The following is a 23,802-nucleotide window of genomic DNA, read 5'->3' on the forward strand; positions in this document are numbered from 1 at the left end:
TCTACCAGGGCAGCGAATAGGTCTTGCAGTTGGTGAAGCTTTTCATGGCCTCGAGGACGCCTTCCTTGTAGCCCAGGCCCGAGTCCTTGATGCCGCCGAAGGGTGTGAGCTCCAGCCGGTAGCCCGGCACCTCGCGCACATTGACGCTGCCCACGTTCAGCTCGCGGATGAAGCGCGTGATGTAGTCCATGCGGTTGGTGCACACCGCCGAGGACAGGCCGTAGGCCGTGCCGTTGGAGATGCGGATCGCCTCCTCGATGTTCTTGAACCGGATCACCGGCGACACCGGCCCGAAGGTCTCGTGCTTGGCCACCGTCATCTGCGGGTCCACATGGTCGAGCACCGTGGGCGAGTAGAGCGCGCCGCGGCGCTCGTTGCCGCACAGCAGCCTCGCCCCCGCCTTGATGGCCTCGTTGACCACCGACTCGAACTGGATCGCTGCCGCCTCGTCGATCACCGTGCCCATGTCGGTGGCCGGATCCATCGGGTCGCCGTACTTCAGGGCCCTGGTCTTGGCCACCAGCAGTTCGACGAACCGGTCGGCCACCGCCTCATGCACCAGCATGCGCTTGATGGCGGTGCAGCGCTGGCCCGAATTCTTGTAGGAGCCGCTGGCCGCCAGCGTCGCGGCCTCCTCGATGTCGGCGTCTTCCATCACGATGATCGGATCGTTGCCGCCCAGCTCCAGGATCTGCCGCTTGTAGACCGCCTTGCCCGCGATGTACTTGCCGATGGCCACGCCGCCGGTGAAGGTGACGAGGTCGACGTCGGCGCTCGTGAGCATCTCGTCGGCGATCTCGCGCGGGTCGCCGGTGATCACCGACAGCATCTGCGGCGGCAGTCCCGCCTCGTACAGGATGTCGGCCAGGATGAAGGCGGTGAGCGGGGTCTTCTCGCTGGGCTTGAGCACCATGCGGTTGTTGGTAGCGACGGACGGCGCCACCTTGTGGATCACCTGGTTCAACGGATGGTTGAACGGCGTGATGGCGGTGATCGCGCCCTGCAGCGGCTCACGCAGCGTGTAGACCTTGCGGCTCTTGCCGTGGTGTGTGAGGTCGCAGGAGAACACCTGGCCGTCGTCCACCAGGGCCTGGTTGGCCGCGAACAGCAGCACATCGGAGGCACGTCCCACCTCGTACAGCGAGTCCTTGCGGCACAGGCCTGACTCCATGGTGATGACGCGCGAGATCTCATCCAGGCGCGAGGCGATGATCTCCCCCGCGCGCATCAGGATCTTGTAGCGCTCGTAGCGCGTGAGGGTGGGCTTGTAGTCGCGCGCGATCTTGTAGGCCACCCGCAGGTCCTCGAGCGAGGCCTTGGGCACGGTGGCGATCACTTCGCCGGTGTAGGGGTAGGTGACTTCGATCGTGCAATCGCGATAGACCTTTTCCCCGGCGATGCGCAGCGCTTCCTTGTGGACGGTGCCTGGCTTCAGCATGGCTTGGCTCATGAGGTTCTCCGCAGTTACTGAGCGTGGTTCAAGGCGAGGTCGAGCGCGTCGAAGTTGCGCAGTCGGCGCCCGGCGGCGATCCCGGTGACCGGTCGGTTGCAGATGAGCGGCACGCGCTGCTCCGAGACGCCGCCGTGCGAGCGCAGCGGCACTTCGAGGGCCGACAGGTCGTGCCGGCTGGCCGAGGTGCCGATGACCGTGCTCTGCTCGCTGACGACCACGATGTCGCCGATGCGGTCCGGCGGCAGCTCGAATCGCTCGGCGGCTTCCTTGCGCGAGAGCACCAGCTCCATGCCGGGAATGCCCTTGATGCGCTCGATCCAGCCTGGCACGCTTGCCTGCGCGGGCACATACACGGTGGCGAAGGAGCCGAGGGCACCGTGGTGCACCACGTACGGGTCGGTGATCGGCAGGATGACCCTTGCCTCGTCCTGGCCGTACCAGCCGTCGAGCACGTCCTGCAGGTAGATGACCTTGGGCGCGCCTTGCGCGTCGTGCTTGTCGTTCATGCCGTGGTCGGCGGTGACGACGATGGTGGCGCCCAGGGCGTCGAGCTGCGACAGGTAGCCGTCCATCATGGCGTAGAAGGCATTGGCCGCCGGGCTGCCCGGTGCGGCCTTGTGCTGCACGTAGTCGGTGGTCGAGAGGTACATCAGGTCGGGGCGACGCGACGCCATCAGCTTCACGCCGGCGGCGAACACGAACTCCGACAGTTCGGCGCTGTAGACCGAGGGCACGGGCATGCCGACCATGTCGAGCACGTTGTCGATGCCGTTCTCCTCCATCGTGACCTGGTCGGACTTCTCGGAGGAAAAGCAGATGCCCTTCATGCGGTGGCCCAGGAGCTTGCGCAGCTTATCCTTGGCGGTGACCACGGCGACCTTGGCGCCTGCGTCGGCAAAGGCGGCGAGCACGGTGCCCGCGCGCAGGTACTTGGGGTCATTCATCATGACTTCCTGGCCGAGTTCGCGGTCGAAGAAGTAGTTGCCGCAGATGCCGTGCACCGCCGGCGGCGCGCCGGTCACGATGGACAGGTTGTTCGGGTTGGTGAACGAGGGCACCACGCAGTCGGCCAGCAGGTCGGCACCGGACTTCCTCATGCGGTCGAAATACGGGGCCACGCCTGCGGCGATGGCTGCGTCCAGGTACGCCGGCTCGCAGCCGTCCACGCACACCACGACGACCGGGCGCGACATCCAGCGGTAGCTGCGGGCGTTGACTTCGAGTGTCTCCTGTGTCATTTCAGACTTCCTTTTGGGGTGGGTTGTTCGGGGCTGCAATGGGAGCGGGATCGGCGCGGCCGAAGGCCTTGTGCATGCGTGCGCGGCTGCCGGCGACGTGCTGGCGCAGCGCCTGTCCGGCGACGTCGGGGTTGCCGCTGGCAATGGCGTCGACGATGGCGCGATGCTCGTCGGCCGAGACCCGCAGGCCGCCGCCGCTGTCGAGCGCGCGCATTCTGAAAAGGTGGAGTTCCTTGACCAGGCGCTTGTAGGTTTCGGTCAGCTTCTTGCTGCCCGCGGTGTCGAGCAGGATCTCGTGGAACTGCAGGTTGAGTTGCGCGTACTGCTCCACGTCCTGTGCATGGGCGGCCGATCGCATCGCGTCGAGCATGGCGCGCAGGCGCTCGATGCCATCGGGCTTGATGGCGAGCGCCACGCGCCGGCCGATGACTTCTTCCAGGGCCTCGCGCAATTCATAGATTTCGTCGGCTTCCTCGAATGCGATCTCGCGCACGAAGACGCCGCGGTTCTTTTCGTTGCGCACCAGGCCGGCTTCTTCCAGCGCGCGCAGCGCTTCGCGGATGGGGCCGCGGCTGGTATTGAAGCGCTGCGAGAGCTCGCTTTCGTTGATGCGGCTGCCGACGGGGAGCTCGCCCGTCATGATCAAACGCTCGATCTCCTCCTGCATCAGCATCGGCAGCGAGCTGGACTGGAGGAAGGCGAGGGCGGCGGAGTGATTGCTGGTGACCATGGGGCGTATTTTCCCGATGGATTGAAAACTGTCAACAATTTTTTATTGACAGTCTTCAATCACCAATCTACATTTTGCCCACCGGCGCTTGGTACAGCCCTTGCCGGAGCCCGCCACTCACTCACCTCTTCCAGTGACAGCAAGCCCTCAGGAGAAACAGATGACGATGAAACAAAGCACGCGCCGTCTCACGGCGGTTCTGTGTGCGGCGGCGCTAGGCCTTGCGGCCAGCGGCGCCGCATGGGCGCAAAAGACCTCGCTCCTGGTCTACACGGCGCTCGAAACCGACGCGATGAAGCTCTACAAGGACGCCTTCGAAAAAGCCAATCCCGACATCGAGGTGAAATGGGTGCGCGATTCCACCGGCATCGTCACTGCCAAGCTGCTGGCCGAAAAGGCCAACCCGCAGGCCGACGTGGTCGCCGGCCTGGCCGCCAGCAGCCTCGCGCTGCTGGCCCAGGAGGGCATGCTCCAGGCCTATGAGCCCAAGGGCTTCAATGCGCTCAATCCCGCGTACTCGGACAGCGCCCGCCCGCCGTCCTGGGTCGGCATGGACGTGTGGGCCGCCACCATCTGCTTCAACCGCGTGGAGGCCAAGAAGCTGGGCCTGCCCAAGCCCGAGAGCTGGCAGGACCTGGCCAAGCCCGTCTACAAGGGCGCCATCACCATGCCCCACCCCGCCTCCAGCGGCACCGGCTACCTCGACGTGTCCTCCTGGCTGCAGAACATGGGCGATGCCGAGGGCTGGAAGTACATGGACGCGCTGCACCAGAACATCGCCCAGTACGTGCACTCGGGCTCCAAGCCCTGCAAACAGGCGGGCGCGGGTGAGTTTCCCATCGGCATCTCGTTCGAATTCCGTGCGCACCAGGTCAAGAAGTCCGGTGCGCCCGTGGACCTGATCTTCCCGAAGGAAGGCCTGGGCTGGGACATCGAGGCCACCAGCATCATGAAGACGAGCAAGAAGATGGACCAGGCCAAGCGCTTCGCCGACTGGATGGCCAGCAAGGAGGCCAACCAGATCACCTCCACATGGTGGGCGGTGGTGGCCTACCCCGGTGTGGCATCGAAGCTCGAAGGCATTCCCGACAACTACGAGAAGCTGCTGGCCAGGAACGACCTGAACTGGGCGGCCAAGAACCGCGAGCGAATCCTCGCGGAGTGGAGCAAGCGCTACGAAGGCAAGGCCGAACCGAAATAGGGCCCGCCCCCGGGGCTGCGCGCATCTTCTGTCGCGTCAACCGCCCCCTGCCGGGGCGACACCCGCAGCCCTTCTCACAACCCGCGGCGCCCATCCCTGCGGCGTACGCCAACGACGAGTGCGAAAAATGGATATGACCGATACCAAGTTCATTGCCAGCCCGGTGCCCGCGGGCGCTTGCGCCGCGCTGGAGATCGCGGGCGTTCGCAAGGACTTCGAGTCCTTCAGCGCGCTGCGCGACATCCACCTGCGCGTGAACCCGGGCGAGATGCTGTGCTTTCTCGGGCCCTCGGGCTGCGGCAAGACCACGCTGCTGCGGATCATCGCGGGGCTGGAGACGCAGACCTCGGGGCAGATCCTGCAGAACGGCAAAGACGTCTCGTGGCTGCCGACCGAGCGGCGCGACTACGGCATCGTGTTCCAGTCTTACGCCCTCTTTCCCAACCTCACTATCGCCGACAACGTGGGCTACGGGCTGGTCAATTCGCGCGCGCGCAGAGCACAGATCAAGGCGCGCGTCAGTGAATTGCTCACGCTGGTCGGCCTGCCGACCTCCGCGCACAAGTACCCCAGCCAGCTCTCGGGCGGCCAGCAGCAGCGCGTGGCCCTGGCGCGCGCGCTGGCCACGCGGCCGGGTCTGCTGCTGCTGGACGAGCCGCTGTCGGCGCTCGACGCGCTGGAGCGCATCCGCCTGCGTGGCGAGATCCGCCGGCTGCAGAAGCAGGTGGGCATCACCACCATCATGGTCACGCACGACCAGGAAGAGGCGCTCTCGATGGCCGACCGCATCGTGGTCATGAACCACGGCGTGATCGAGCAGGTCGGCACGCCGATGGAAATCTACGAGCAGCCGGCCACGCCCTTCGTGGCCGACTTCGTGGGCAAGGTCAACGTGCTGCGCGCGGTGGCGCTGGGCCAGCAGCGCTTCAAGGTCGGCGACCTGGAGCTGCAGTGCGATGCCTGCGACGGTGCCTTCGCGCCGGGCGACGCGGTCAACCTCTATCTGAGGCCCGAAGACCGCATGGCGGAGAACCTGCGAGAAGACACCGCCAACCGCATGAGCGTGCTGGTGAGCAAGGTCGAGTTCCTGGGCGGCCTGTGCATCGCGGAAGTCACGGCGCAGGCGCTGCACGGCCAGACGCTGGGGCTGCACTTCTCGCTCAACCAGCTGCACGACCTCGACATCCGCGAGGGCAACACCATCGAGATCGCGCTGCGGGCCAACCGCATCCGCGCCTTCGCGGCACCGGCCGCCCGGACGGTCGCATGAACACGCTGGCGCACACTCCACCCGCGCCCGGCGCGCCCGCCATGACACCGCCCGCAGCCTACCGTCGCACCGGCATGCGCTGGAGCCGTGACGAGATCATCGCGCGCGGCGTGCTGCTTGCGGTGATGGCCATGCTGTTCGTGTTCCTGGTCGCGCCGCTGGTGACCATCCTGGCGCACGCGGTGCAGGACAAGGACGGCCGCTTCGTCGGCCTCGCGCATTTCATCACCTACTTCCAGACGCCCAGCCTGCTGCGCGCGGTCTGGAACTCGGTGTGGGTCGCGGCCGCGGTCGTCGCGATCTCGGTGCCCGCGGCCTTCGTATTTGCCTACGCGCTCACGCGCAGTTGCATGCCGGCCGGGCTCAAGGCCGTTTTCCGGCTGATCGCGCTCATCCCGCTGCTGGCGCCGTCGCTGCTGTCGGCCATCTCGTTCGTGCAGTGGTTCGGCAATCAGGGCGCGCTCAAGTTCCTGCTCGGCGGCGTCTCGATCTACGGGGCGCCCGGCATCATCCTGTCCGAGGTCTACAACACCTTTCCGCACGCGCTGATGATCCTCGTGACCGCCATGTCGCTCACCGACGGTCGGCTGTACGAGGCGGCCAAGGCGCTGCGCACCAGGCCGATGCGCCAGTTCATGACGATCACGCTGCCTTCCTGCAAGTACGGCCTGATCAGCGCGTCGACGGTGGTCTTTACCTACGTGGTGAGCGACTTTGGCGCGCCCAAGGTGATCGGCGGCAATTTCAACGTGCTGTCGGTCGACGTGTTCAAGCAGGTGGTGGGTCAGCACAACTTCTCGATCGGCGCGGTGGTCGGGATGCTGCTGCTGGTGCCTTCAATCGTCTCCTTCGTGATCGACTACGTGGTGCGCCGCAAGCTCAAGGCACAGCTCACTGCCCGCTCGGTGCCCTACAGCCCGAAACCGCGCAAGGTGGCCGACACGCTGCTGCTCATGTTCTGCGCGACGGTATGCGCGCTGTTGCTGGCGATCATCGGCATGGCGGTCTACACCTCCCTGATCACGCTCTGGCCCTACGACCTTTCTTTCACGCTGAAGCACTATCGCTTCGCGCTGCTCGAAAGCGACATGGCGGCCGCCTACACCAACAGCCTCGCCGTCGCCGCGGTCACGGCCGTGGCCGGTTCCTTCATCGTTTTCGTGGGGGCCTATCTGATCGAGAAGACGCGCAATCTGGGAATGATGCGGCCCACGATGCACATGATGGCGGTGCTGTCGATGGCGGTGCCGGGGCTGGTGCTCGGCCTGGGCTATGTGATGTTCTTCAACCATCCGGCCAACCCGCTGGGCTTTCTCTATCAGACGATGACGATCCTGGTCGTCTCGATGATCGTGCACTACTACACCTCGAGCCATCTCACGGCCGTTACCGCGCTCAAGCAGATCGACAACGAATTCGAGGCCGTGTCGGCCTCGCTCAAGGTCCCGTTCATCAAGACCTTCTTCCGCGTGACGGTGCCGGTGTGCCTGCCCGCGATCCTGGACATCGGGCGCTACTTCTTCGTGGTGTCGATGGCGAGCCTGTCTTGCGCCATCTTCCTCTACACGCCCGACACCATCCTGGCTTCGGTCGCGATCATGCACATGGACGACGCGGGGGACATCGGCCCCGCGGCCGCCCTGGCCAGCCTGATCGTCGTCACCTCCGTCGTCGTGTGCATCGTTTATTCGCTGCTCACGCGCGTGCTGCTGACGCGCACGCAGGCCTGGCGCCTGCTGGGGCGCACCTGAGATCGCGTTCCCCCTCGACCTTCCCGCTCTTTACCTGTACGGAGATATCACGATGAGTTCGATCACCAGCCCCATCCTTCTCACGCCGGGCCCGCTCACCACCTCGGACCGCACCCGCAACGCCATGCTGCGCGACTGGGGATCGTGGGACAGCGACTTCAACAAGATCACCGCGCGCATCCGCGAGCGAGTGCTCGACATCGTGCACGGCAAGGGCACGCACGAATGCGTTCCGATGCAGGGCAGCGGCACCTTCTCGGTCGAGGCGGCCGTCGGCACGCTGGTGCCGCGCGATGGGCATGTGCTGGTTCCGAGCAACGGCGCCTACTGCCAGCGCCTTGCCCGGATCTGCCGGGTGCTCGGGCGCAAGGTCACGACCATCGACTACACCGAGGACCGGCAGGTGCAGCCCGACGACGTGGAGCGCGCCCTTGCCGCCGACCCGAGCATCACGCACGTGGCGGTGGTGCACTGCGAGACAGGGGCCGGCGTGCTCAATCCGCTGCATGAAATCGCGCTCATGGCGGCCAGGCACGGGTGCGGCCTGATCATCGACGCCATGAGCTCCTTCGGTGCCATCGAGATCGATGCGCGCAAGACGCCTTTCGATGCGGTGATCGCGGCCTCCGGCAAGTGCCTGGAAGGTGTTCCGGGCATGGGCTTCGTGGTCGTCAGGCGCAGCACGCTCGAGAAGTGCGAAGGCAACTGCCACTCGCTGAGCATGGACCTGTACGACCAGTGGGTGTACATGGAGAAGACCACGCAGTGGCGCTTCACGCCGCCCACGCACGTGGTCGCCGCGCTCGACGAAGCGATCGCGCAGTACATCGAGGAGGGCGGCCTCGCGGCCCGGGGCGGGCGCTACGCGCGAAATTGCAAGGCGCTGGTCGACGGCCTGGCCGCGCTCGGGCTGCGCAGTTTTCTCGATCAATCGATCCAGGCGCCGATCATCGTCACGTTCCATGCGCCCGACGACGCGAACTACGACTTCAAGACCTTCTACCAGGAGGTGAAGAAGCGCGGCTACATCCTCTACCCGGGCAAGCTGACCCAGGTCGAGACCTTCCGCGTCGGCTGCATGGGCCACTTCGGCGAAGCGGGCATTCCGGGTGCGGTGGAAGCGATCGGGCAGACGCTCAAGGCGATGGGCATCCGGCAAGGCGAGGGCGTGGTGGCGGCGTGAGCGAGCAGACGCCGCGCAGCGCGGCGACGCGTTGCACGACCGCTTCGCGCGGCGGGCCGGGACCGGGGAGAATCGGGCGTGCCCAAGCCTGCCGTTCCGATCCACCCGACTCACCCGATACCCCTGACCCCCGTGGCGTCCACCGGACTCACGGGCTTCATCCTCACCCGCCACTGGCGAGACACCCCGGGCGGCACGGAGATCGAGTACTGGCTGGCAACGGATGCAGGACCGAGGAAAGTGGTCCTGACCTCCCAGACCTCGGTCGCGTTCGTCGAGACGCGGCACAGGGCCGCGGTGGAAGCGCAGCTTGCGGCCTTGCCGGGACTGCAGCTGCGTGAACTGGAGCTGAAGACCTTCGATCGGAACCCCGTATTCGGCGTCTATGCGAAGCACTTCCGCCAGTTGGGCCGCATGGCGCGCGCCCTGCAGGCGCAGGGCGTGCGGGTGTTCGAAGCCGACGTGCGCCCGCACGACCGCTACCTGATGGAGCGGTTCATCACCGCCGGCGTCCTGGTGGAGGAGGGCCGGGCAGACCGCGCCACCATTTACGACGGCAGGCTCAAGCCCGCGCCTGAATTCCGGCCGATGCTGAAGATGGTGTCGCTGGACATCGAGACGAGCCAGGACGAGGCGCTCTATTCCATCGCGCTGGACGGCACGCAGGAGCGCGTGGTCTTCATGCTGGGCGAGCCGCCGCCGCAGCAGCAGCCGTCGGGTGAGCCCATGAACTTCGCGCTTGTCTATTGCCCGACCCGCAAGGCCATGCTGGAGAAGTTCAATGAATGGCTCGAGCGCAACGACCCGGACGTCGTGATCGGCTGGAACGTCATTCAGTTCGACCTGCGGGTGCTCCAGAAGACCGCCAACGACTGCGGGACGCAGCTCCTGCTGGGGCGGGAGCGTCGGCCCATCGACTGGCGCACCCATCCGGGCAAGCAGGGCTACCTGTTCGCGCCCACGCCCGGGCGGGTGATCATCGATGGCATCGACGCGCTGAAGGCGGCGATGTGGAGCTTTCCGTCCTTCAGCCTCGAGAGCGTCTCGCAGGCGATGCTGGGGGAGGGCAAGGCCATCGGCGACGAATACGACAAGATGGCGGAGATCGAGCGGCGCTATCAGCAAGACAAGCCCGCGCTCGCGCGCTACAACATCCGGGACTGCGAGCTGGTGCTGCGCATCTTCGACAAGGCGAAGCTGCTGCAGTTCGTGATGGAGCGGGCGCACACCACGGGCCTGCAGGCCGATCACTTCGGCGGCTCCATTGCCGCGTTCAGCCACCATTACCTTCCAAGGATGCATCGCCTGGGCTATGTGGCACCGAACTTGGGCGAGATCCCGAGCAAGGCTTTCCCCGGTGGCTACGTGATGGACTCCAAGCCCGGGTTCTACGACTCCGTCGTGGTCCTGGACTACAAGAGCCTCTACCCCTCGATCATCCGGACCTTCCTGGTCGATCCGGTGGGGCTCGTGGAAGGCGCCAATGCCGGCGACCCGGCGATGGTCGTCAAGGGTCCGCAGGGAACCGCCTTCTCGCGTGAGAGGCACTGCCTGCCGGAAATCGTGACCACGCTCTGGCGTGCGCGCGACGAGGCCAAGCGCGCGAGGAACGAGCCGCTGTCCCAGGCGCTGAAGCTGCTCATGAACTCCTTCGCCGGTGTGCTCGGCGCGGCCGACTGCCGCTTCTTCAATCCCAAGCTCGTTTCCGCCGTCACCCTGCGCGGCCACGAGATGATGAAGCTCACGCGCGACTTCGTGGAGCGCCGGGGCTACGAGGCCATCTACGGCGACACCGATTCCATCTTCATCTGGCTCAGGCGCACCCACAGCAACGAGGAAGCGCATGCGGTCGCGGCGGGCCTGGCGCGCGACATCAACGACTGGTGGACGCGCACGCTTCGCGAGGGGCAGGGGCTGGAGAACTTCCTCGAAATCGAATTCGACACCCACTACCGGAAGTTCTTCATGCCCACCATTCGCGGCTCGGAGGTGGGCAGCAAGAAGCGTTATGCCGGCCTCGCCGTGGACGCCGACGGCAAGGAGGAAATGGTCTACCGCGGGCTGGAGATGGCCCGCAGCGACTGGACGCCGCTGGCGCGCCAGTTCCAGGAGGGCCTGCTGTCGCGCATCTTCCAGGGCGAGCCCTACAAGGCGTTCGTGACCGCCTATGCGCAGTCGATGCTCGCCGGCGAGAAGGACGACCTGCTCATCTACAGGAAGCGCCTGCGCCATCGCCTCGACGCCTATCAGGTCAACGTGCCGCCGCAGGTTCGCGCCGCTCGCACAGCGGACGAATACAACGCCCGCATCGGAAGGCCCAGGCAGTATCAGAACGGCGGCTGGATCCGCTATGTCATGACCCGCAACGGGCCGGAGCCGCTGGAAACGCGCCATTCCCGCATCGACTACGAGCACTACCTGAGCAAGCAGCTCCAGCCGATTGCCGACGCCATCCTGCAGCCGTTGGGCGACAGCTTCGCGGCCCTGACGAGCCTGCAGCAGGGCTTGTTCTGACGACTAGGTGCATGTGGTCGCGAATGTTCGCTACCGCACAGACGGACTTTTGCCAGGGACCAGAAACTGCGGCCACTCATGAAGCCCGCGCGCCCTCTCATCCTGGCCTTGAACGGCGGCTCCTCCAGCATCCGGTTCGGTGTGTACCGGATGGGCGGGAGGCCGGCGTGCCAGCTTCAGGGCAAGCTGGACCGCATCGGCGTGGGCGGCTCCACCCTGCGCTTCGCGGGGGCGGACGGCGTGGCGCACGAAGTTGCGCTCAGGGCTGTCAGGGACTACAGCTCGGCCACCAAGGCCGTGCTCGACTGGCTGAGCGCGCGCAAGGTTTTCGACACGCTCGCCGCCGTCGGCTACCGCCTGGTGCACGGCATGGGCCACACCGACCCCGAACTCGTCACGCCCGACCTGCTGGATGACCTGCGCCGCATCCAGTGGGTCGACCCCGACCACCTGCCGGACGAGATCGAGTTGATCGAGGCCGTTCGAAAGCACGTGCCGTCACTGCCGCACGTTGCTTGCTTCGACACGGCCTTCCACAGCCACATGCCGCTCGTGGCCAGGATGCTGGCCATTCCCCGGCGCCTGGGCGAGAAGGGCGTGCGCCGCTACGGTTTTCATGGCTTGTCGTACGCCTATCTGATGCTGGCGCTGGCGCGCGCTGCCGGTCCGGCTGCCGCGAAGGGGCGGGTGGTTCTCGCGCACTTGGGCAGCGGGGCCAGTCTGGCGGCGGTGAAGGACGGCACGGGCATCGACACCAGCATGGGTTTCACGCCCGCCAGCGGCATGCCCATGGGCACGCGCTCCGGCGACATCGATCCCGGTCTGGCGCTCTATCTTGAAAGAACCGAGCACATGACGCCCGTGCAGTTCGACGCCATGACCAAGGATGCATCGGGGCTGCTCGGCGTCTCGGGGACCAGCTCCGACATTCGCGACCTGCTTGCGCGCGAAGCGGTCGATGCCAGGGCCGCGGATGCGGTGGCCTTGTTCTGCTACCAAGCGAAGAAGTGGGTCGGCGCCTACGCGGCCGCGCTGGGCGGGCTCGACACGCTGGTGTTCTCAGGCGGCATCGGCGAGAACTGCGCGGCGGTTCGGGCGCGCATCTGCGAGGGGCTCGAGTTTCTCGGCGTGCGCCTCGATGCGTCGCGCAACGCCGCCAATGCCGACGTGATTTCCGTTGCCCGCAGCCGCGTCACCGTGCGTGTCATTCGGACGAACGAGGAGTGGATGGTCGCGAGGCTGACCGCCGCCCGCGTGTTCGCAGACTGCCCGCCGAAGGGCGAAACGCCGGAATGATCGGCTCCGCGAGCCTCGCGCGGATCGGCCTCCACAATGCGCCACCAGGGGATCGGTGTCCGCTCGCTGGCGTGTGAAGACGCCCTGGGCGGTCTCAGAGCGCCGAGGGTTCCTCGCCGCCTTCTTCCGCCTCCGCCAGATCCTCGAGAGCCTGCATCTCGCTCGCCGACAGAGGCTTGCCGATCGGCGCCGCGGCCTTCCCGATCCGGACCGCGGCCATGTCGGCCTCGTTCGGGTATTGCCCGGAAATCCAGTAGTCGAACACCCGGCGCACGATGGGTGCGGCGTGGGCCGCACCGAAGCCTGCGTTCTCGACGATGGCCGCCACCGCAATGGTCGGCGCCTCCGCCGGCGCAAAGGCCATGTAGAGCGCGTGATCGCGTTGTCGCTCTTCGAGCGCCTTGCCGCTGGCGCGCGCCTTCGGCCCGAGGCCGACCGCCTGCGCCGTGCCCGTCTTGCCGGCCGAGGTGTAGGCGGCCCCGGCGAACACGCGGGTACCCGTGCCGCCCTTCGTGACGGCCACCATGGCGTTGCGCACCACTTCGACGTGCTTTTGCGCGTAGCCCAGATCTCGGGCCTGGGGCTGCACCTGCTCCACCACCTCTTCGGTGACGGTGTCCTTGATGGCGCGCACCAGGTGCGGCCGATAGTGCATGCCACCGTTTGCCAGCGTGGCGTTGGCGGATGCGAGCTGCAGCATCGTGAAGCTGTTGTAGCCCTGTCCGATGCCCAGCGAGATGGTTTCGCCGGCGTGCCAGGTCTTCATGTCGGGGCGCCGATAAGCGGCACGCTTCCACGCCTTGCTCGGCAGCACGCCACGTGACTCGCCAAGCAGGTCGATGCCGGTGAACTGCCCGAAGCCCAGTGGCGCCATGAACTCGTGGATCAGGTCGACGCCCATTTCGTTGGCCAGCGAGTAGAAATAGGTGTTGCTCGAAAACTGGATGGCGCGGTGCATGTCCACCCCGCCCAGCCCGCCCCGATGACTGAGGAAGGTGCGCCCGCCGAAGCTGTAGGAGCCGGGGTCGTTTTCGACCTTGTCCGCGGCACGCGTGCCGGTCTCCAGCGCTGCCAGTGCCATGAAGGGCTTGTAGGTGGAGCCCGGCGGGTAGGTGCCGCGCAGGGCACGGTTGAGCAGCGGCTTGTCGATGGACTCGATGAGCGCGGTCCAGCTTTCGTGGTCGATGCCCTCGACGAAGAGATTGGGGTCGAAGGTGGGCTTGCTCACGAAGGCGAGGATCTCGCCCGTGTTGGGGTCGATGGCCACCAGCGCGCCGCGGCGCTCGCCGTACATGTCCTCCACCAGTTTCTGCAGCTTGATGTCCAGCGACAGCATCACGGTGTTGCCCGGCGTGGCGGGATGGCGGGCCAAACGGCGCACCGCGTGCCCGCCGGCGGAGGTTTCCATCTGCTCGACGCCGGTCTGGCCGTGCAGTGTTTTCTCGTAGCTCTGCTCGATGCCGAGCTTGCCGATGTAGTCGGTGCCCCTGTAGTTGGCCTGCTCTTCGTCGTCCCAGTCCTCCATGGCGGTCTTCTCGCGCTGGTTGATGCGGCCGATGTAGCCGATGACGTGCGATGCCACCTCGCCATGCGGGTAGGTGCGAAACAGACGCGCCTTGATCTCGACGCCCGGGAAGCGGTAGCGCTGGGCCGCGAAGCGCGCGACTTCCTCGTCGCTCAGGCGGGTGCGGATGGGGATGGAGTCGAAGCTGCGCGCGTCTTCGCGCAGGCGCTTGAAGCGGCGCCGGTCGCTCGGCGTGATCTCGACGATGGCCTCCAACTCATCCAGGGCCGAGCCGAGGTCCCCCACTTTGGAGGGCGTGATTTCCAGGGTGTAGGCCGCATGGTTCGAAGCCAGCACGACGCCATTGCGATCGAGGATCTGACCCCGGTTGGGCACCACCGGCACGACGGCGGTGCGGTTGCTTTCCGCCCGGTCGGCCAGTTCTTCGTGGCGCACGACCTGCAGGAAAGCCAGGCGCGCGCCGATCAATCCGAAACCGAACAGCACCACACAGCCGACCACCACCACACGGCGGCGAAAACGGGAAAGCTCGGCGGCGGCATTGCGGATTTCATTCATCTGGGAAGAGAAAAACTGGGTAAGAGGCCCGGGTCTTCTGGAGGTTCCGCTTATGCAGGTCGACAACAAAAAATCAGTTCTTCACGGCTGCACGCATGGCGCGCCGAGGCGAGGACGCTCCCAGGTGGAAGCCCAGAAGACGAGCGCGAGCGCGCTCACGGATGCGCCCAGCACGCACACGCCAAGCCATCCAAGGTGCGCGTACACCGTCGTCGATGCAATGGCCCCCGCACCGCTGCCCGCCGCGTAGAACAGCATGTAGCACCCGATGAGGCGGCCATGCGACTCGGCCGGCCCTCGCAGGATCATCGCCTGGTTGGTGACATGCAGGGCCTGGCAGCCCACGTCGAGCATCAGGATGCCGAGCGCCAGCCACCACAACGACGACTGCGTGAAGCCGAGAGGTATCCATGCCAGGAGCAGAAGGACCAGCGCGGCCACGCTCGTGCGCTGGCCCCACCCCTGGTCGGCCCAACGTCCTGCCCGCCCCGCGAAGAACGCGCCGGCGGCACCAATCAGCCCGAAGGCCCCGACCGCTGAATGCGACAGCGACAGGGGTGGCGCGGTAAGCGGCAAGGCGAGCGCGCTCCAGAAGATGCTGAAGACGGCGAACATCAGCAACGCCAGGGTGCCGCGCGTTCGAAGCTCCCGGTCTGTCAGCAAGAGGCCCAGCGTCGAGCGCACGAGCTGGATGTATGGCAGACGCGATACCGCAGCCGGCTGTGCGGGCAGCTGCCGCCAGACAAGCGCCCCAAGCACCACCATGACCGCTGCGGAACCGACATAGACGCCGCGCCAGCCGAGCAGGTCGGCAACGACACCCGACCAGACCCTCGCGAGCAGCAGTCCGACGACCACTCCGGCCTGCGCAGCTCCGACGACGCGCCCACGTTCATGAGAAGCCGCGGCGCTCGCTGCGTAGGCAATCATCCCCTGCGTCATGGCAGTGCCCAAAAGGCCGACCGCCAGCATGCCCGCCATCAGGGCGACGGCGCTTCGAGCCATGGCCACGCCGCCGAGGGCGAGGATGAGGCCCATCAACTGAAGGCGGGCGAGCCGTCGGCGGTCGTACTGGTCGCCCAGAGGAACGAGCAGCAGCAAGGCCAGCACCGACCCGGCCTGGGTGGCCGTCACGACGCCGCCGATAGCGGCAGGCGCGACGCCGAAGTCCATCGCCAGGCTGTCGAGCAGAGGCTGTGCGAAGTACACGTTTGCGACGCTCACGCCGCTCGTGCAGGCAAACAGGGCGACCAGCCTCCTCGGCATGGTCGGAGGGTTGCTCGCGGTATCCATGGGAATTCATCTCCATCCGGTTTCATTTTAAAACTGGATGGAGCATAGCTTGTTGGTTTTAAAATGCAACCAGAAGGCGGCGCTTACGCTGCGCGGAGATGTCGATGGCTGAACGAAAGCGAATGAACACGGCGAGTTGCCCGGTGGCGCGAGCGCTCGACGTCATCGGCGACCGCTGGTCGCTGCTGATCGTGCGGGACGCGTTCGACGGGGTCAGCCGATTCGGCGACTTCCAGGCGAGCCTGGGCGTCGCGCGCAACATCCTGGCAAGCAGGCTCAAGGCGCTTGTGGAGGAAGGGGTGCTGGAGGTTCAGCCGGCTTCGGACGGCACGGCGTACCAGCAATATGTTCTGACGCCAAAGGGGCAAGCGCTCTTCCCTGTGGTCGTCGGCTTGCGGCAGTGGGGCGAAGACAACCTCTTTCGCCGTGGCGAACACCATTCACGGCTCGTGGAAAGAAAAAGCGGCAAACCGGTCGCACCCCTGAAGGTCTCCGGGCCCGATGGGCGCGCCTTGGCTTTCGGCGATGCGGTGGTGATCGAAAAGCAGGCCCCTATCCACCCTGGTGCTGGCCCTTCGCGAACCGCGGCAGCAGCCCGGAGCGCGGCAGGTCGCGCATGAACGGCGGCACCGACAGCGCCAGCAGCAATGCCGCGAGCGGCACCACGCACACGAACCCCACGTATTTGAAGCCGAGCGCACCCACGACACCGCCGAGCACGAACATGCCGATCAGCCCGGCGGCCCTGCGCATGCGGGTGCGGTCGTGGCGCACGGCGGGAGCGGGGGAGGCCGGGGCCTGCGCCGACTTCCTGTTCCAGTAGAGCAGCTTGCCGATCTCCATCCCCAGGTCGGTGATGTTGCCGGTCATGTGCGTGGTCCGGATGCTGCCACCCGAAGTCTTGGAGGCGATCGCGTTCTGCAGACCCATGATGAAGGACAGCAGCAGCACCGTGAGCGGCACGGCGAAAGGCGTGGCCCAGGTGAGTGTCACGGCACCCATCAGCCCGAACGGAAACATGAGCGCGGCCTCGAGCAGCAGCGGCAGCGCATAGACGCTGCGCAGGCGATGCTGCCGGCCCCAGTTCACCAGCACCGCGCACACGGCCGCGCCCGAGGTGAACGCCAGCACGGCCCCGAGCGCGTTCAGCAGCAGCCTGGTGTTGCCCAGCACCAGGCCGTCGGCCAACTGGGACGCGAACCCCGTCATGTGCGAGGTGTACATGTGAAGCACCAGGAAGCCGCCCGCATTCACCGCGCCGGCATTGAAGGCCAGCAGCAGGCCCAGCACCCAGTTCGTCGAGGGCGCACGGTGTCGGCTGGTCAGAAAGCGCAGTCTGCGCATGGGTAGGGCTGTCCTTTGGAGCGTCGCCCATTCTCGCGCACAAGCCGTGGGCGGAACCGTTTGCCGGCCTGGGCCGGTGCGGATCAGGCATCCAAGCTGTACGGATAGCGCTGCGACAGGCCCTCGGACAGCCGATTCATCTCCCGGGTAATTTTCTCAACATTCGCGAGGCCTGACGCGCATTGCTCCACGTGCTCCACCTGCGCCATCAGGTCGGCCAACTGGAGCCATTGCTTGAAGTCCAGGCACATTTCGATCGACAGCGCGTCGGTGCCCTGATCGTGGTCGAGAAAGGCCACCTGATCGCCGTGTTCGGTTGGGCCCAGCAGCCACGCGTCTCCCGTGCCGGAGGTGCCGAAGACCCACCACTGCGTGCCCAGCGCAATCAAGGGATGGTCCCTGTCGGCTGTCTCGCGCAGCAGTTGTGCCAGGTTCAGCAGCATGAAGTCGCCGGCGATCTCCTGCCCGCCGATTTCATCGACCAGCGAAAGGAAGCCTGCAGGCAGGCTTGCCGCGAGCGCCTCGCGCGCGGTCACGGAAATCGCCGTGGGTTCGCGACGTCGCGTGCTCAGTTCCGCCACGATCTGCCCCACGGGGCGAAGTGCCAGCATGCTTCCAGAACCTCCATAGTCATCCCACAAGCCCCTGATGATGCCGTCATTTGCGGTCGGTCCCCGAGTCCACATAAGCGAGCGCGTTTGCCCGCGGCTCGAGGATCGGGTGCGGGCGAGCAGGTAGCGTATTTGCCGTCGGCTGGAATGGTCCTAGGGCAGGCGCCGCGCTCGGCCTACGCGCCGCGTCATCCTGCCCGCTACAACTGGTTTCAACGCCGTCCGACAGCGCCGACTTCGGGCCCGGCGCATCCTTTGCGCCATCAACAGGAGCCATGAGAGAGAGAGAAGACGATGTCGAAAAAGCGTGACCGCAAACCCACTGCCAGCTCGCTGAGCGGCGAGTTCTGGCTTCTGATTGCCGTATTCACCTGTATCGCCACGCTGGCGCTGCTGCAGGTTGCGGTGGAGCGCGAGCGATCGCTGATCAAGGGTGGCGGCAAGGCCGAAGCCGTGCTGCTGTCGAGTTCGCCGGGCTTCTACGCGCGCTAGCAGCCCACGGCAGCCGCCCGCTGACCAGGCGAGGCGGCTTCACTTCAACGCGGAGATCTCCCGGCTCTTGATCAGCCGCGAGCGCAGCACGTTGCGGCTGATGCCCAGCAGTTTGGCCGCCTGCACCTGGTTGCGGTGGCAGAACTCGAAAGCGGTGCGCATCACCGTCTCTTCGATCTTCTCGAACATCAGTTCGTCGGGCTCGTTGAAGAGTTCGCGCAGCACGCCCTCCAGCGCCTGCTGGGGCGTGGTTCCGGCGGGGGGCTCGCTCTCCGGCGCGCGTCGCTGGATGTGGAGCGACGACAGGTGCAGGTGCTCCTCGCCGAGCACGTTGTGCTGGCAGATCAGCAGCGCATGGTGGATGACGTTCTCCAGCTCGCGGATGTTGCCCGGCCAGCTGTGCTCGCCGAGCTTGCGCTCGGCGCCGGCGTCGAGCCGCACCGCACCATAGCCCAGCCGCTGACGGTATTCCTCGATGAAGTGGCGCGCCAGCGGCAGGATGTCGCCGGGGCGCTCGCGCAGCGTGGGCAGGGCCAGGTGCACCACGTGCAGCCGGTAGAACAGGTCTTCGCGGAAATGGCCGGCGGCCACCGCGTCCTGCAGCCGCACGTTGGTGGCCGCGACCACCCGCACGTCGATGGGAACGCTCTTGCGCGAGCCCAGCCGCACCACCTCGCGTTCCTGCAGCACGCGCAGCAGCTTCACCTGGATGGACAGCGGAAGGTCGCCGATCTCGTCGAGGAACAGCGTGCCGCCATTGGCGGCCTCGAACCACCCGGTCTTGGCAGAGAACGCGCCGGTGAAGGCGCCCTTCTCGTGGCCGAAGAGCTCGCTTTCGACCAGGCTCTCGGAAAATGCGCCGCAGTTCACCGCCACGAAAGGTTTGCCGCTGCGCCGGCTCAGGTCGTGCACATGGCGCGCGATCAACTCCTTGCCGGTGCCGGTCTCCCCGATGATGAGCACGTTGGCGTCGCTGGGCGCCACCATGCGGATGCGCTCGAGCAGCGCGACCGAGCGCGGGTCCTGGAACACCTGCGCGGTGGCGCGGATCGAGGTGGTGAGCTTGCGCGGGTTGGGCAGCGTCAGCAGCGTGGGCGCGTCCCAATCCGGCTCGGAAGCATCGGCCGGCGGCAGCACGTCGAGGGGGCGGGTGAAGGCGTTCATGAGTAGAAGGTCGGTACGGGATAGTGCTGCTGGAGGGCCCATTCGCCGAGCTCGCGCACCTTGTAGGCCACGGGGTCGTGCAGGCTCTGGGTGCGCAGGTTGCGCCAGTGGCGGTCCAGGCGCAGGCCGCCGTGCGTGGCGCGTGCGCCGGCCACGTCGAACATGCGCGTACAGATGTCCAGCCCGGTGCTGGTGGCCGCCACCTTGGCCGTGGCCACGGCCACGGCGACCTCGCCGCGTTCGTCTTCGCTCAAGGCTGTGCCGCGCCGCCAGGCGGCGTCGAGCCGGTCGGCCGCGCGGTCGGCCAGCACGCGCACGCTTTCCAGGCCGACCCAGAACTCGCCGTACTGGCTCAGCACGTACGGGTCGTCCTGCATCTGCGCCACCTTGGACGCATGCCAGGGCCGCGACTCGTGCAGCGTGTAGTGGCGCGCATCGTGGAACGCGGCCTCCGCGATGCCCAGGTAGATGTTGGCCAGCACCAGCTGCGATATCAGCGGGCGCAGGCAGGCGAAGGGCGTGGACAGCGGGCCGGGGTCGGCCAGCACCTCGTGCTGCTCCACGCGCACCTTCTCGAAGGTGACGCTGCCGCTGTCGGTCTGGCGCTGGCCGATGTTGTTCCAGTCGGGCGCCACGAAGATGCCCGATCGGCCCGTGGGCACGGCCGCGACGATGAAGGCGCCGTTGCCTTCCTCGCGTGCCGAGGCGATGAGCATCTCGGAGTCCAGCGCACCCGAGCAGAAGCTCTTCTGCCCGGTGAACTCCCGCCAGCCCGGGTGCGCGCTGGAGACCGTGCGGTCGTCCAGCGGATTGAGCGCGTTGCCCCAGAACCACCGGCGCCGCGCGGTCTGCTCGAACCAGGGCTGCCACTGCGCGGGCTGCGCGAACAGTCGCACCGTTGCGAGCATCAGGTGATGGAAGCCGAAGACGTGCGCGACGGAGCTGTCGGCCTGTGCCAGCAGCCGCACCACGTCGAGCGTCTCGCGCCAGTCGGCGCCCCCGCCGCCGAACTCGGCGGGAATGCTCAGCGCCAGCAGCCCGCTGGCACGCAGCGCATCGCGCTCGGCCTTGGGCGTGCCGCCGCGCTCGTCGCGTTCCACGGCGGTTGCGGCAAGCCTGCGCGTCAGCTCCTGTGCGACGTCGCGCGTCGAGGCGGCAGGCGGGGGGGACAGGACGGAACTCACAGGACTCACACAGGGCCTCGCTGATGGACATTCGCGCGCGGCAAGTGCTGCGCCAGCAGCATGTTGACGGCGCGCCATCGCCGATCCAACGATGCGATCGGCATATCGATCCTCGATTTGCTTCCATGGCAGCAGCGCGGGCGCTGCCGTGCGCGGCATGCAGCACGGTTGATGATGGACTGCTGCTGGAGCAGCAGAAATCACATGCGATGTGCCGTTCACAGGGGCGGATCCACTGGCACGCTAACTGCTGGATCGTGCGTTCGACGACAGGCAATTGCCAAGGGCGCTCCATGCAACTTTTCTGGTTTCTTCCCACGCACGGCGACAGCCGCTATCTCGGCACCTCGCGCGGCGCGCGCACCGTGAGCCACCGCTACCTGCGCCAGGTGGCGCAGGCCGCCGACGAGCTGGGCTACGAGGGCGTGCTGATTCCCACCGGCCGTTCGTGCGAGGACTCGTGGGTGGTCGCGTCGTCGCTCGCGGCGCAGACCGAGCGCCTCAAGTTCCTGGTCGCGATCCGCCCCGGGATCATCTCGCCGACCGTGTCGGCGCGGCAGGCCGCCACGCTCGACCGGTTCAGCGACGGGCGCCTGCTGATCAACGTGGTCACCGGCGGCGACCCCGACGAGCAGCACGGCGATGGCAGCTTCCTCACGCACGCCGAGCGCTACGAGGTGACCGACGAGTTCCTGCGCATCTGGCGCGGCGTGGCGGGCGGCGAGACGGTCAACTTCTCGGGCAAGCACCTGCGCGTGGAGAACGCCAAGACCTTGTACCCGCCGGTGCAGAAGCCGTATCCGCCGCTGTGGTTCGGCGGATCTTCCGAGGCGGCCATCGCGCTGGCGGGCGAACAGGTGGATGTGTATCTCACCTGGGGCGAGCCGCCTGCCGACGTGGCCGACAAGATCGCGAAGGCGCGCGCCGCCGCGGCGACGCATGGCCGCACGCTGCGCTTCGGCATCCGGCTGCATGTGATCGTGCGCGAGACCAGCGAGGCGGCCTGGCGCGCGGCGGACGAACTCATGTCCTACGTGACCGACGACACCATCGCCGCCGCGCAGAAAGCCTTCTCGCGCTTCGACTCCGTGGGCCAGCAGCGCATGGCCGCATTGCACGGCGGGCGGCGCGACAGGCTGGAGGTGTCGCCCAACCTCTGGGCCGGCGTGGGGCTGGTGCGCGGCGGCGCGGGCACGGCGCTGGTGGGCAGCCCCGAGGAGGTGGCGGCGCGCATCAAGGAATACGCGGCACTCGGCGTGGAGACTTTCATCTTCTCGGGCTATCCGCATCTCGAGGAGGCGTATCGCGTGGCCGAGCTGCTGTTTCCGCTGCTGCCGCTCGACCATGTGCGCCCGGCGGGGCAAGCCAACATCACCGGCCCTTTCGGCGAGGTCATCGCCAACGACATCGTTCCGCCCTGTTCGCAAGTCGCGCAGCCGGCGTCGCGCGACAGGGTCGCCGCATGAAGCACTTCGGCGCGGAGGCCGGCGACGAGGCCGTGCCGTGGCAGGCGGCGGCGCAACGCGTGACGCAGGCCCTGGCGGAAACCGCCGTCGAACGCGACCGGCGCGGCGGCACGCCGAAGGTCGAGCGCGACCTGTTGCGCGACAGCGGCCTGCTGATGCTGAGCGTCCCGCGCGAGCTTGGCGGCCTGGGCGCGAATTGGCGCCAGACGCTCGACGTGGTGCGCGGCCTGGCGCGCGTGGACAGTTCGGTGGCCCACCTGTTCGCCTTTCACCACCTGCTGCTGGCGACCGTGCAGCTGTTCGGGCAGCCCGCCCAGTGGCGCCCGTGGATCGAGCAGACGCGCGCGCAGCACTGGTTCTGGGGCAATGCGCTGAACCCGCTGGACAAGTCCACGCGCGCGCAAGCGGACGGCCCTGACCATGTGTTTTCCGGGCGCAAGAGCTTCTGCTCCGGCGCCAGCGATTCCGACATGCTGGTGGCCTCGGCGCTGGACGCCGACGACCGCCTGCTGATCGGCGTGGTGCCCACGCGCCGAGAGGGCATCACCGTGCTCGATGACTGGGACAACATGGGCCAGCGACAGACCGACAGCGGCAGCGTGCTGTTCGAGGGCGTGCGCGTCCATGCGAACGAACTGCTGCTCGACCCCGGTCCGCTGTCCACGCCGTTCGCCTGCCTGCGCCCGCTGCTCGCGCAGCTGATCCTCGCGAACATCTACCTGGGGCTTGGCGAAGGCGCCCTGGCGCAAGCCAAGGCCTTCACCCTGGGGCAGGGGCGTCCCTGGCTCTTCTCGGATGCGACGGCTGCGAACGAAGACCCCTATGTGCTCGCGCACTACGGCGACTTCTGGCTCGCGCTGGAGGGTGCGCGCAGCCTGCTCGACAGCGCCGCAGTCGCCTTCGACCAGGCCTGGCTGCGCGGCACGTCGCTCGACGAACGGGAACGCGGGCAGGTTGCCATCGCGGTGGCCGCGGCCAAGGTCGCGAGCACGCGAGCCGGCCTCGAGGTGGCGCATCGCATGTTCGAGGTGACCGGCGCGCGCGCGACCACCGCCGCGCTGCGGCTGGACCGCTACTGGCGCAACCTGCGCGTGCACACGCTGCATGACCCGGTCGACTACAAGGTGCGCGAACTCGGCAACTGGGCGCTCAACGACCGGCTGCCGCCGCCGAGCTTCTATTCCTGAGCGCCGTGCTTCGTCGAAGAAAGAGGGCCTGTGGCGTGATGCCGCAGGCCCTTTTCCTTTTTGCGCGGCGACAGCGAGGCCTGCTGCCCGGGAAGCAGTTTCCAAGGCGGATTGCTGCGTGGCGTTCATTCGTTGCGCGCATACCGATGTACCCCGAACGACTAAGCCGCAATAGCTGCTTCTGCATCAGCAGTCGAGCCGCAGCCTGCTGGCGGCACAGCACGCGCGAAACCAGGCTTTTCTCGCTAACTCGTTGATTCAAAAGAGAAAAAAAGGTGGCACGCCATTCGCATATATCCAGCGTGCCGCGAATTGCTTGCGGCTTCTGAACTGAGGTCATAT

The 23,802-nt window shown here is 66.9% G+C and carries 19 protein-coding genes; 10 read left to right on the top strand and 9 right to left on the bottom strand.

Annotated elements, in window-relative coordinates:
* Position 1 precedes the first annotated feature (1 nt).
* From phnY to C4F17_RS29385, 3 genes are read right to left on the bottom strand one after another with little or no spacing between them, the layout of a single operon-like run.
* Entirely contained in the window at positions 2-1,450 is a 1,449-nt protein-coding gene (phnY, locus tag C4F17_RS29375) for a phosphonoacetaldehyde dehydrogenase (protein WP_106937989.1), read from the bottom strand.
* Positions 1,451-1,464: 14 nt separating this feature from the next.
* Complete coding sequence (gene phnA, locus C4F17_RS29380) at positions 1,465-2,691, bottom strand: phosphonoacetate hydrolase (protein WP_106937990.1); 1,227 nt, start codon at positions 2,689-2,691, stop codon at positions 1,465-1,467.
* Between the two features lies 1 nt (position 2,692).
* Positions 2,693-3,421 carry a phosphonate utilization associated transcriptional regulator gene (locus tag C4F17_RS29385; protein WP_106937991.1) on the bottom strand — a complete coding sequence of 243 codons (729 nt, stop codon included), beginning with the start codon at positions 3,419-3,421 and terminating at the stop codon, positions 2,693-2,695.
* Positions 3,422-3,581: 160 nt separating this feature from the next.
* Between C4F17_RS29385 and C4F17_RS29390 the strand changes: the two genes are divergently transcribed.
* The 6 genes from C4F17_RS29390 (at position 3,582) to C4F17_RS29415 (ending at position 12,636) form a co-directional block, all read left to right on the top strand.
* Entirely contained in the window at positions 3,582-4,622 is a 1,041-nt protein-coding gene (locus C4F17_RS29390; protein WP_106937992.1) for a putative 2-aminoethylphosphonate ABC transporter substrate-binding protein, read from the top strand.
* Between the two features lie 127 nt (positions 4,623-4,749).
* Positions 4,750-5,892, top strand: coding sequence for a putative 2-aminoethylphosphonate ABC transporter ATP-binding protein (locus C4F17_RS29395; protein WP_106937993.1), 1,143 nt, complete (start codon positions 4,750-4,752; stop codon positions 5,890-5,892).
* Entirely contained in the window at positions 5,889-7,643 is a 1,755-nt protein-coding gene (locus C4F17_RS29400; RefSeq protein ID WP_106937994.1) for a putative 2-aminoethylphosphonate ABC transporter permease subunit, read from the top strand. The genes C4F17_RS29395 and C4F17_RS29400 overlap by 4 nt, the downstream gene beginning before the upstream one ends.
* A gap of 52 nt (positions 7,644-7,695) precedes the next feature.
* Entirely contained in the window at positions 7,696-8,826 is a 1,131-nt protein-coding gene (locus C4F17_RS29405; RefSeq protein WP_106937995.1) for a 2-aminoethylphosphonate--pyruvate transaminase, read from the top strand.
* 132 nt (positions 8,827-8,958) lie between these two features.
* Positions 8,959-11,340, top strand: coding sequence for a DNA polymerase II (locus tag C4F17_RS29410; RefSeq protein WP_106937996.1), 2,382 nt, complete (start codon positions 8,959-8,961; stop codon positions 11,338-11,340).
* A gap of 78 nt (positions 11,341-11,418) precedes the next feature.
* Positions 11,419-12,636: an acetate/propionate family kinase gene (locus C4F17_RS29415; RefSeq protein WP_106937997.1), complete on the top strand. Its 1,218-nt coding sequence runs from the start codon at positions 11,419-11,421 to the stop codon at positions 12,634-12,636.
* Positions 12,637-12,730: 94 nt separating this feature from the next.
* On the opposite strand, the gene mrdA is transcribed toward C4F17_RS29415, so the two are convergent.
* A complete protein-coding gene (gene mrdA, locus C4F17_RS29420) occupies positions 12,731-14,719 on the bottom strand; it encodes a penicillin-binding protein 2 (protein ID WP_106937998.1) in 1,989 nt (662 codons plus the stop codon).
* Between the two features lie 81 nt (positions 14,720-14,800).
* Complete coding sequence (locus C4F17_RS29425; RefSeq protein WP_234383146.1) at positions 14,801-16,012, bottom strand: MFS transporter; 1,212 nt, start codon at positions 16,010-16,012, stop codon at positions 14,801-14,803.
* Between the two features lie 104 nt (positions 16,013-16,116).
* On the opposite strand from C4F17_RS29425, the gene C4F17_RS29430 reads away from it, so the two are divergent.
* Complete coding sequence (locus tag C4F17_RS29430) at positions 16,117-16,632, top strand: winged helix-turn-helix transcriptional regulator (RefSeq protein ID WP_106938502.1); 516 nt, start codon at positions 16,117-16,119, stop codon at positions 16,630-16,632.
* Here the strand turns inward: C4F17_RS29430 and C4F17_RS29435 are convergent.
* Together C4F17_RS29435 and C4F17_RS29440 are read right to left on the bottom strand one after the other, a co-directional pair.
* Positions 16,565-17,356, bottom strand: a complete 792-nt coding sequence (locus C4F17_RS29435) for a YoaK family protein (protein ID WP_081269201.1) — start codon at positions 17,354-17,356, stop codon at positions 16,565-16,567. The two genes, C4F17_RS29430 and C4F17_RS29435, sit on opposite strands and share 68 nt — an antisense overlap.
* Before the next feature lie 83 nt (positions 17,357-17,439).
* Positions 17,440-17,967: a hypothetical protein gene (locus C4F17_RS29440; RefSeq protein WP_106937999.1), complete on the bottom strand. Its 528-nt coding sequence runs from the start codon at positions 17,965-17,967 to the stop codon at positions 17,440-17,442.
* Between the two features lie 294 nt (positions 17,968-18,261).
* On the opposite strand from C4F17_RS29440, the gene C4F17_RS29445 reads away from it, so the two are divergent.
* A complete protein-coding gene (locus C4F17_RS29445) occupies positions 18,262-18,459 on the top strand; it encodes a hypothetical protein (RefSeq protein ID WP_081269203.1) in 198 nt (65 codons plus the stop codon).
* A 39-nt stretch (positions 18,460-18,498) separates the two neighbouring features.
* Here C4F17_RS29445 and C4F17_RS29450 read toward each other — a convergent pair whose 3' ends face one another.
* Both C4F17_RS29450 and C4F17_RS29455 read right to left on the bottom strand, forming a co-directional pair.
* Complete coding sequence (locus C4F17_RS29450) at positions 18,499-19,623, bottom strand: sigma-54 interaction domain-containing protein (RefSeq protein WP_106938000.1); 1,125 nt, start codon at positions 19,621-19,623, stop codon at positions 18,499-18,501.
* Positions 19,620-20,795, bottom strand: a complete 1,176-nt coding sequence (locus C4F17_RS29455; protein WP_199852029.1) for an acyl-CoA dehydrogenase family protein — start codon at positions 20,793-20,795, stop codon at positions 19,620-19,622. Before C4F17_RS29455 ends, C4F17_RS29450 begins: the two co-directional genes overlap by 4 nt.
* Before the next feature lie 305 nt (positions 20,796-21,100).
* Between C4F17_RS29455 and ssuD the strand changes: the two genes are divergently transcribed.
* The gene (gene ssuD / locus C4F17_RS29460; RefSeq protein WP_106938001.1) at positions 21,101-22,273 is read left to right on the top strand and encodes an FMNH2-dependent alkanesulfonate monooxygenase; all 1,173 of its coding nucleotides are present in this window, start codon (positions 21,101-21,103) and stop codon (positions 22,271-22,273) included.
* Entirely contained in the window at positions 22,270-23,460 is a 1,191-nt protein-coding gene (locus tag C4F17_RS29465; RefSeq protein ID WP_106938002.1) for an acyl-CoA dehydrogenase family protein, read from the top strand. Before ssuD ends, C4F17_RS29465 begins: the two co-directional genes overlap by 4 nt.
* Positions 23,461-23,802 lie beyond the last annotated feature (342 nt).

Source organism: Variovorax sp. PMC12, from assembly GCF_003019815.1.
Lineage (GTDB): Bacteria > Pseudomonadota > Gammaproteobacteria > Burkholderiales > Burkholderiaceae_C > Variovorax.

What these genes read in the sequence shown, in the direction of transcription:
- C4F17_RS29390 (WP_106937992.1), top strand. Translation starts at nt 3,582, where the DNA reads ATGACGATGAAACAAAGCACGCGCCGTCTCACGGCGGTTCTGTGTGCG.
- C4F17_RS29415 (WP_106937997.1), top strand. Translation starts at nt 11,419, where the DNA reads ATGAAGCCCGCGCGCCCTCTCATCCTGGCCTTGAACGGCGGCTCCTCC.
- phnY (WP_106937989.1), bottom strand. Translation starts at nt 1,450, where the DNA reads ATGAGCCAAGCCATGCTGAAGCCAGGCACCGTCCACAAGGAAGCGCTG.
- C4F17_RS29450 (WP_106938000.1), bottom strand. Translation starts at nt 19,623, where the DNA reads ATGAACGCCTTCACCCGCCCCCTCGACGTGCTGCCGCCGGCCGATGCT.
- C4F17_RS29405 (WP_106937995.1), top strand. Translation starts at nt 7,696, where the DNA reads ATGAGTTCGATCACCAGCCCCATCCTTCTCACGCCGGGCCCGCTCACC.
- C4F17_RS29445 (WP_081269203.1), top strand. Translation starts at nt 18,262, where the DNA reads ATGTCGAAAAAGCGTGACCGCAAACCCACTGCCAGCTCGCTGAGCGGC.
- C4F17_RS29400 (WP_106937994.1), top strand. Translation starts at nt 5,889, where the DNA reads ATGAACACGCTGGCGCACACTCCACCCGCGCCCGGCGCGCCCGCCATG.
- C4F17_RS29395 (WP_106937993.1), top strand. Translation starts at nt 4,750, where the DNA reads ATGGATATGACCGATACCAAGTTCATTGCCAGCCCGGTGCCCGCGGGC.
- C4F17_RS29385 (WP_106937991.1), bottom strand. Translation starts at nt 3,421, where the DNA reads ATGGTCACCAGCAATCACTCCGCCGCCCTCGCCTTCCTCCAGTCCAGC.
- C4F17_RS29430 (WP_106938502.1), top strand. Translation starts at nt 16,117, where the DNA reads ATGGCTGAACGAAAGCGAATGAACACGGCGAGTTGCCCGGTGGCGCGA.
- C4F17_RS29465 (WP_106938002.1), top strand. Translation starts at nt 22,270, where the DNA reads ATGAAGCACTTCGGCGCGGAGGCCGGCGACGAGGCCGTGCCGTGGCAG.
- mrdA (WP_106937998.1), bottom strand. Translation starts at nt 14,719, where the DNA reads ATGAATGAAATCCGCAATGCCGCCGCCGAGCTTTCCCGTTTTCGCCGC.
- C4F17_RS29435 (WP_081269201.1), bottom strand. Translation starts at nt 17,356, where the DNA reads ATGCGCAGACTGCGCTTTCTGACCAGCCGACACCGTGCGCCCTCGACG.
- C4F17_RS29440 (WP_106937999.1), bottom strand. Translation starts at nt 17,967, where the DNA reads ATGCTGGCACTTCGCCCCGTGGGGCAGATCGTGGCGGAACTGAGCACG.
- ssuD (WP_106938001.1), top strand. Translation starts at nt 21,101, where the DNA reads ATGCAACTTTTCTGGTTTCTTCCCACGCACGGCGACAGCCGCTATCTC.
- C4F17_RS29425 (WP_234383146.1), bottom strand. Translation starts at nt 16,012, where the DNA reads ATGGATACCGCGAGCAACCCTCCGACCATGCCGAGGAGGCTGGTCGCC.
- phnA (WP_106937990.1), bottom strand. Translation starts at nt 2,691, where the DNA reads ATGACACAGGAGACACTCGAAGTCAACGCCCGCAGCTACCGCTGGATG.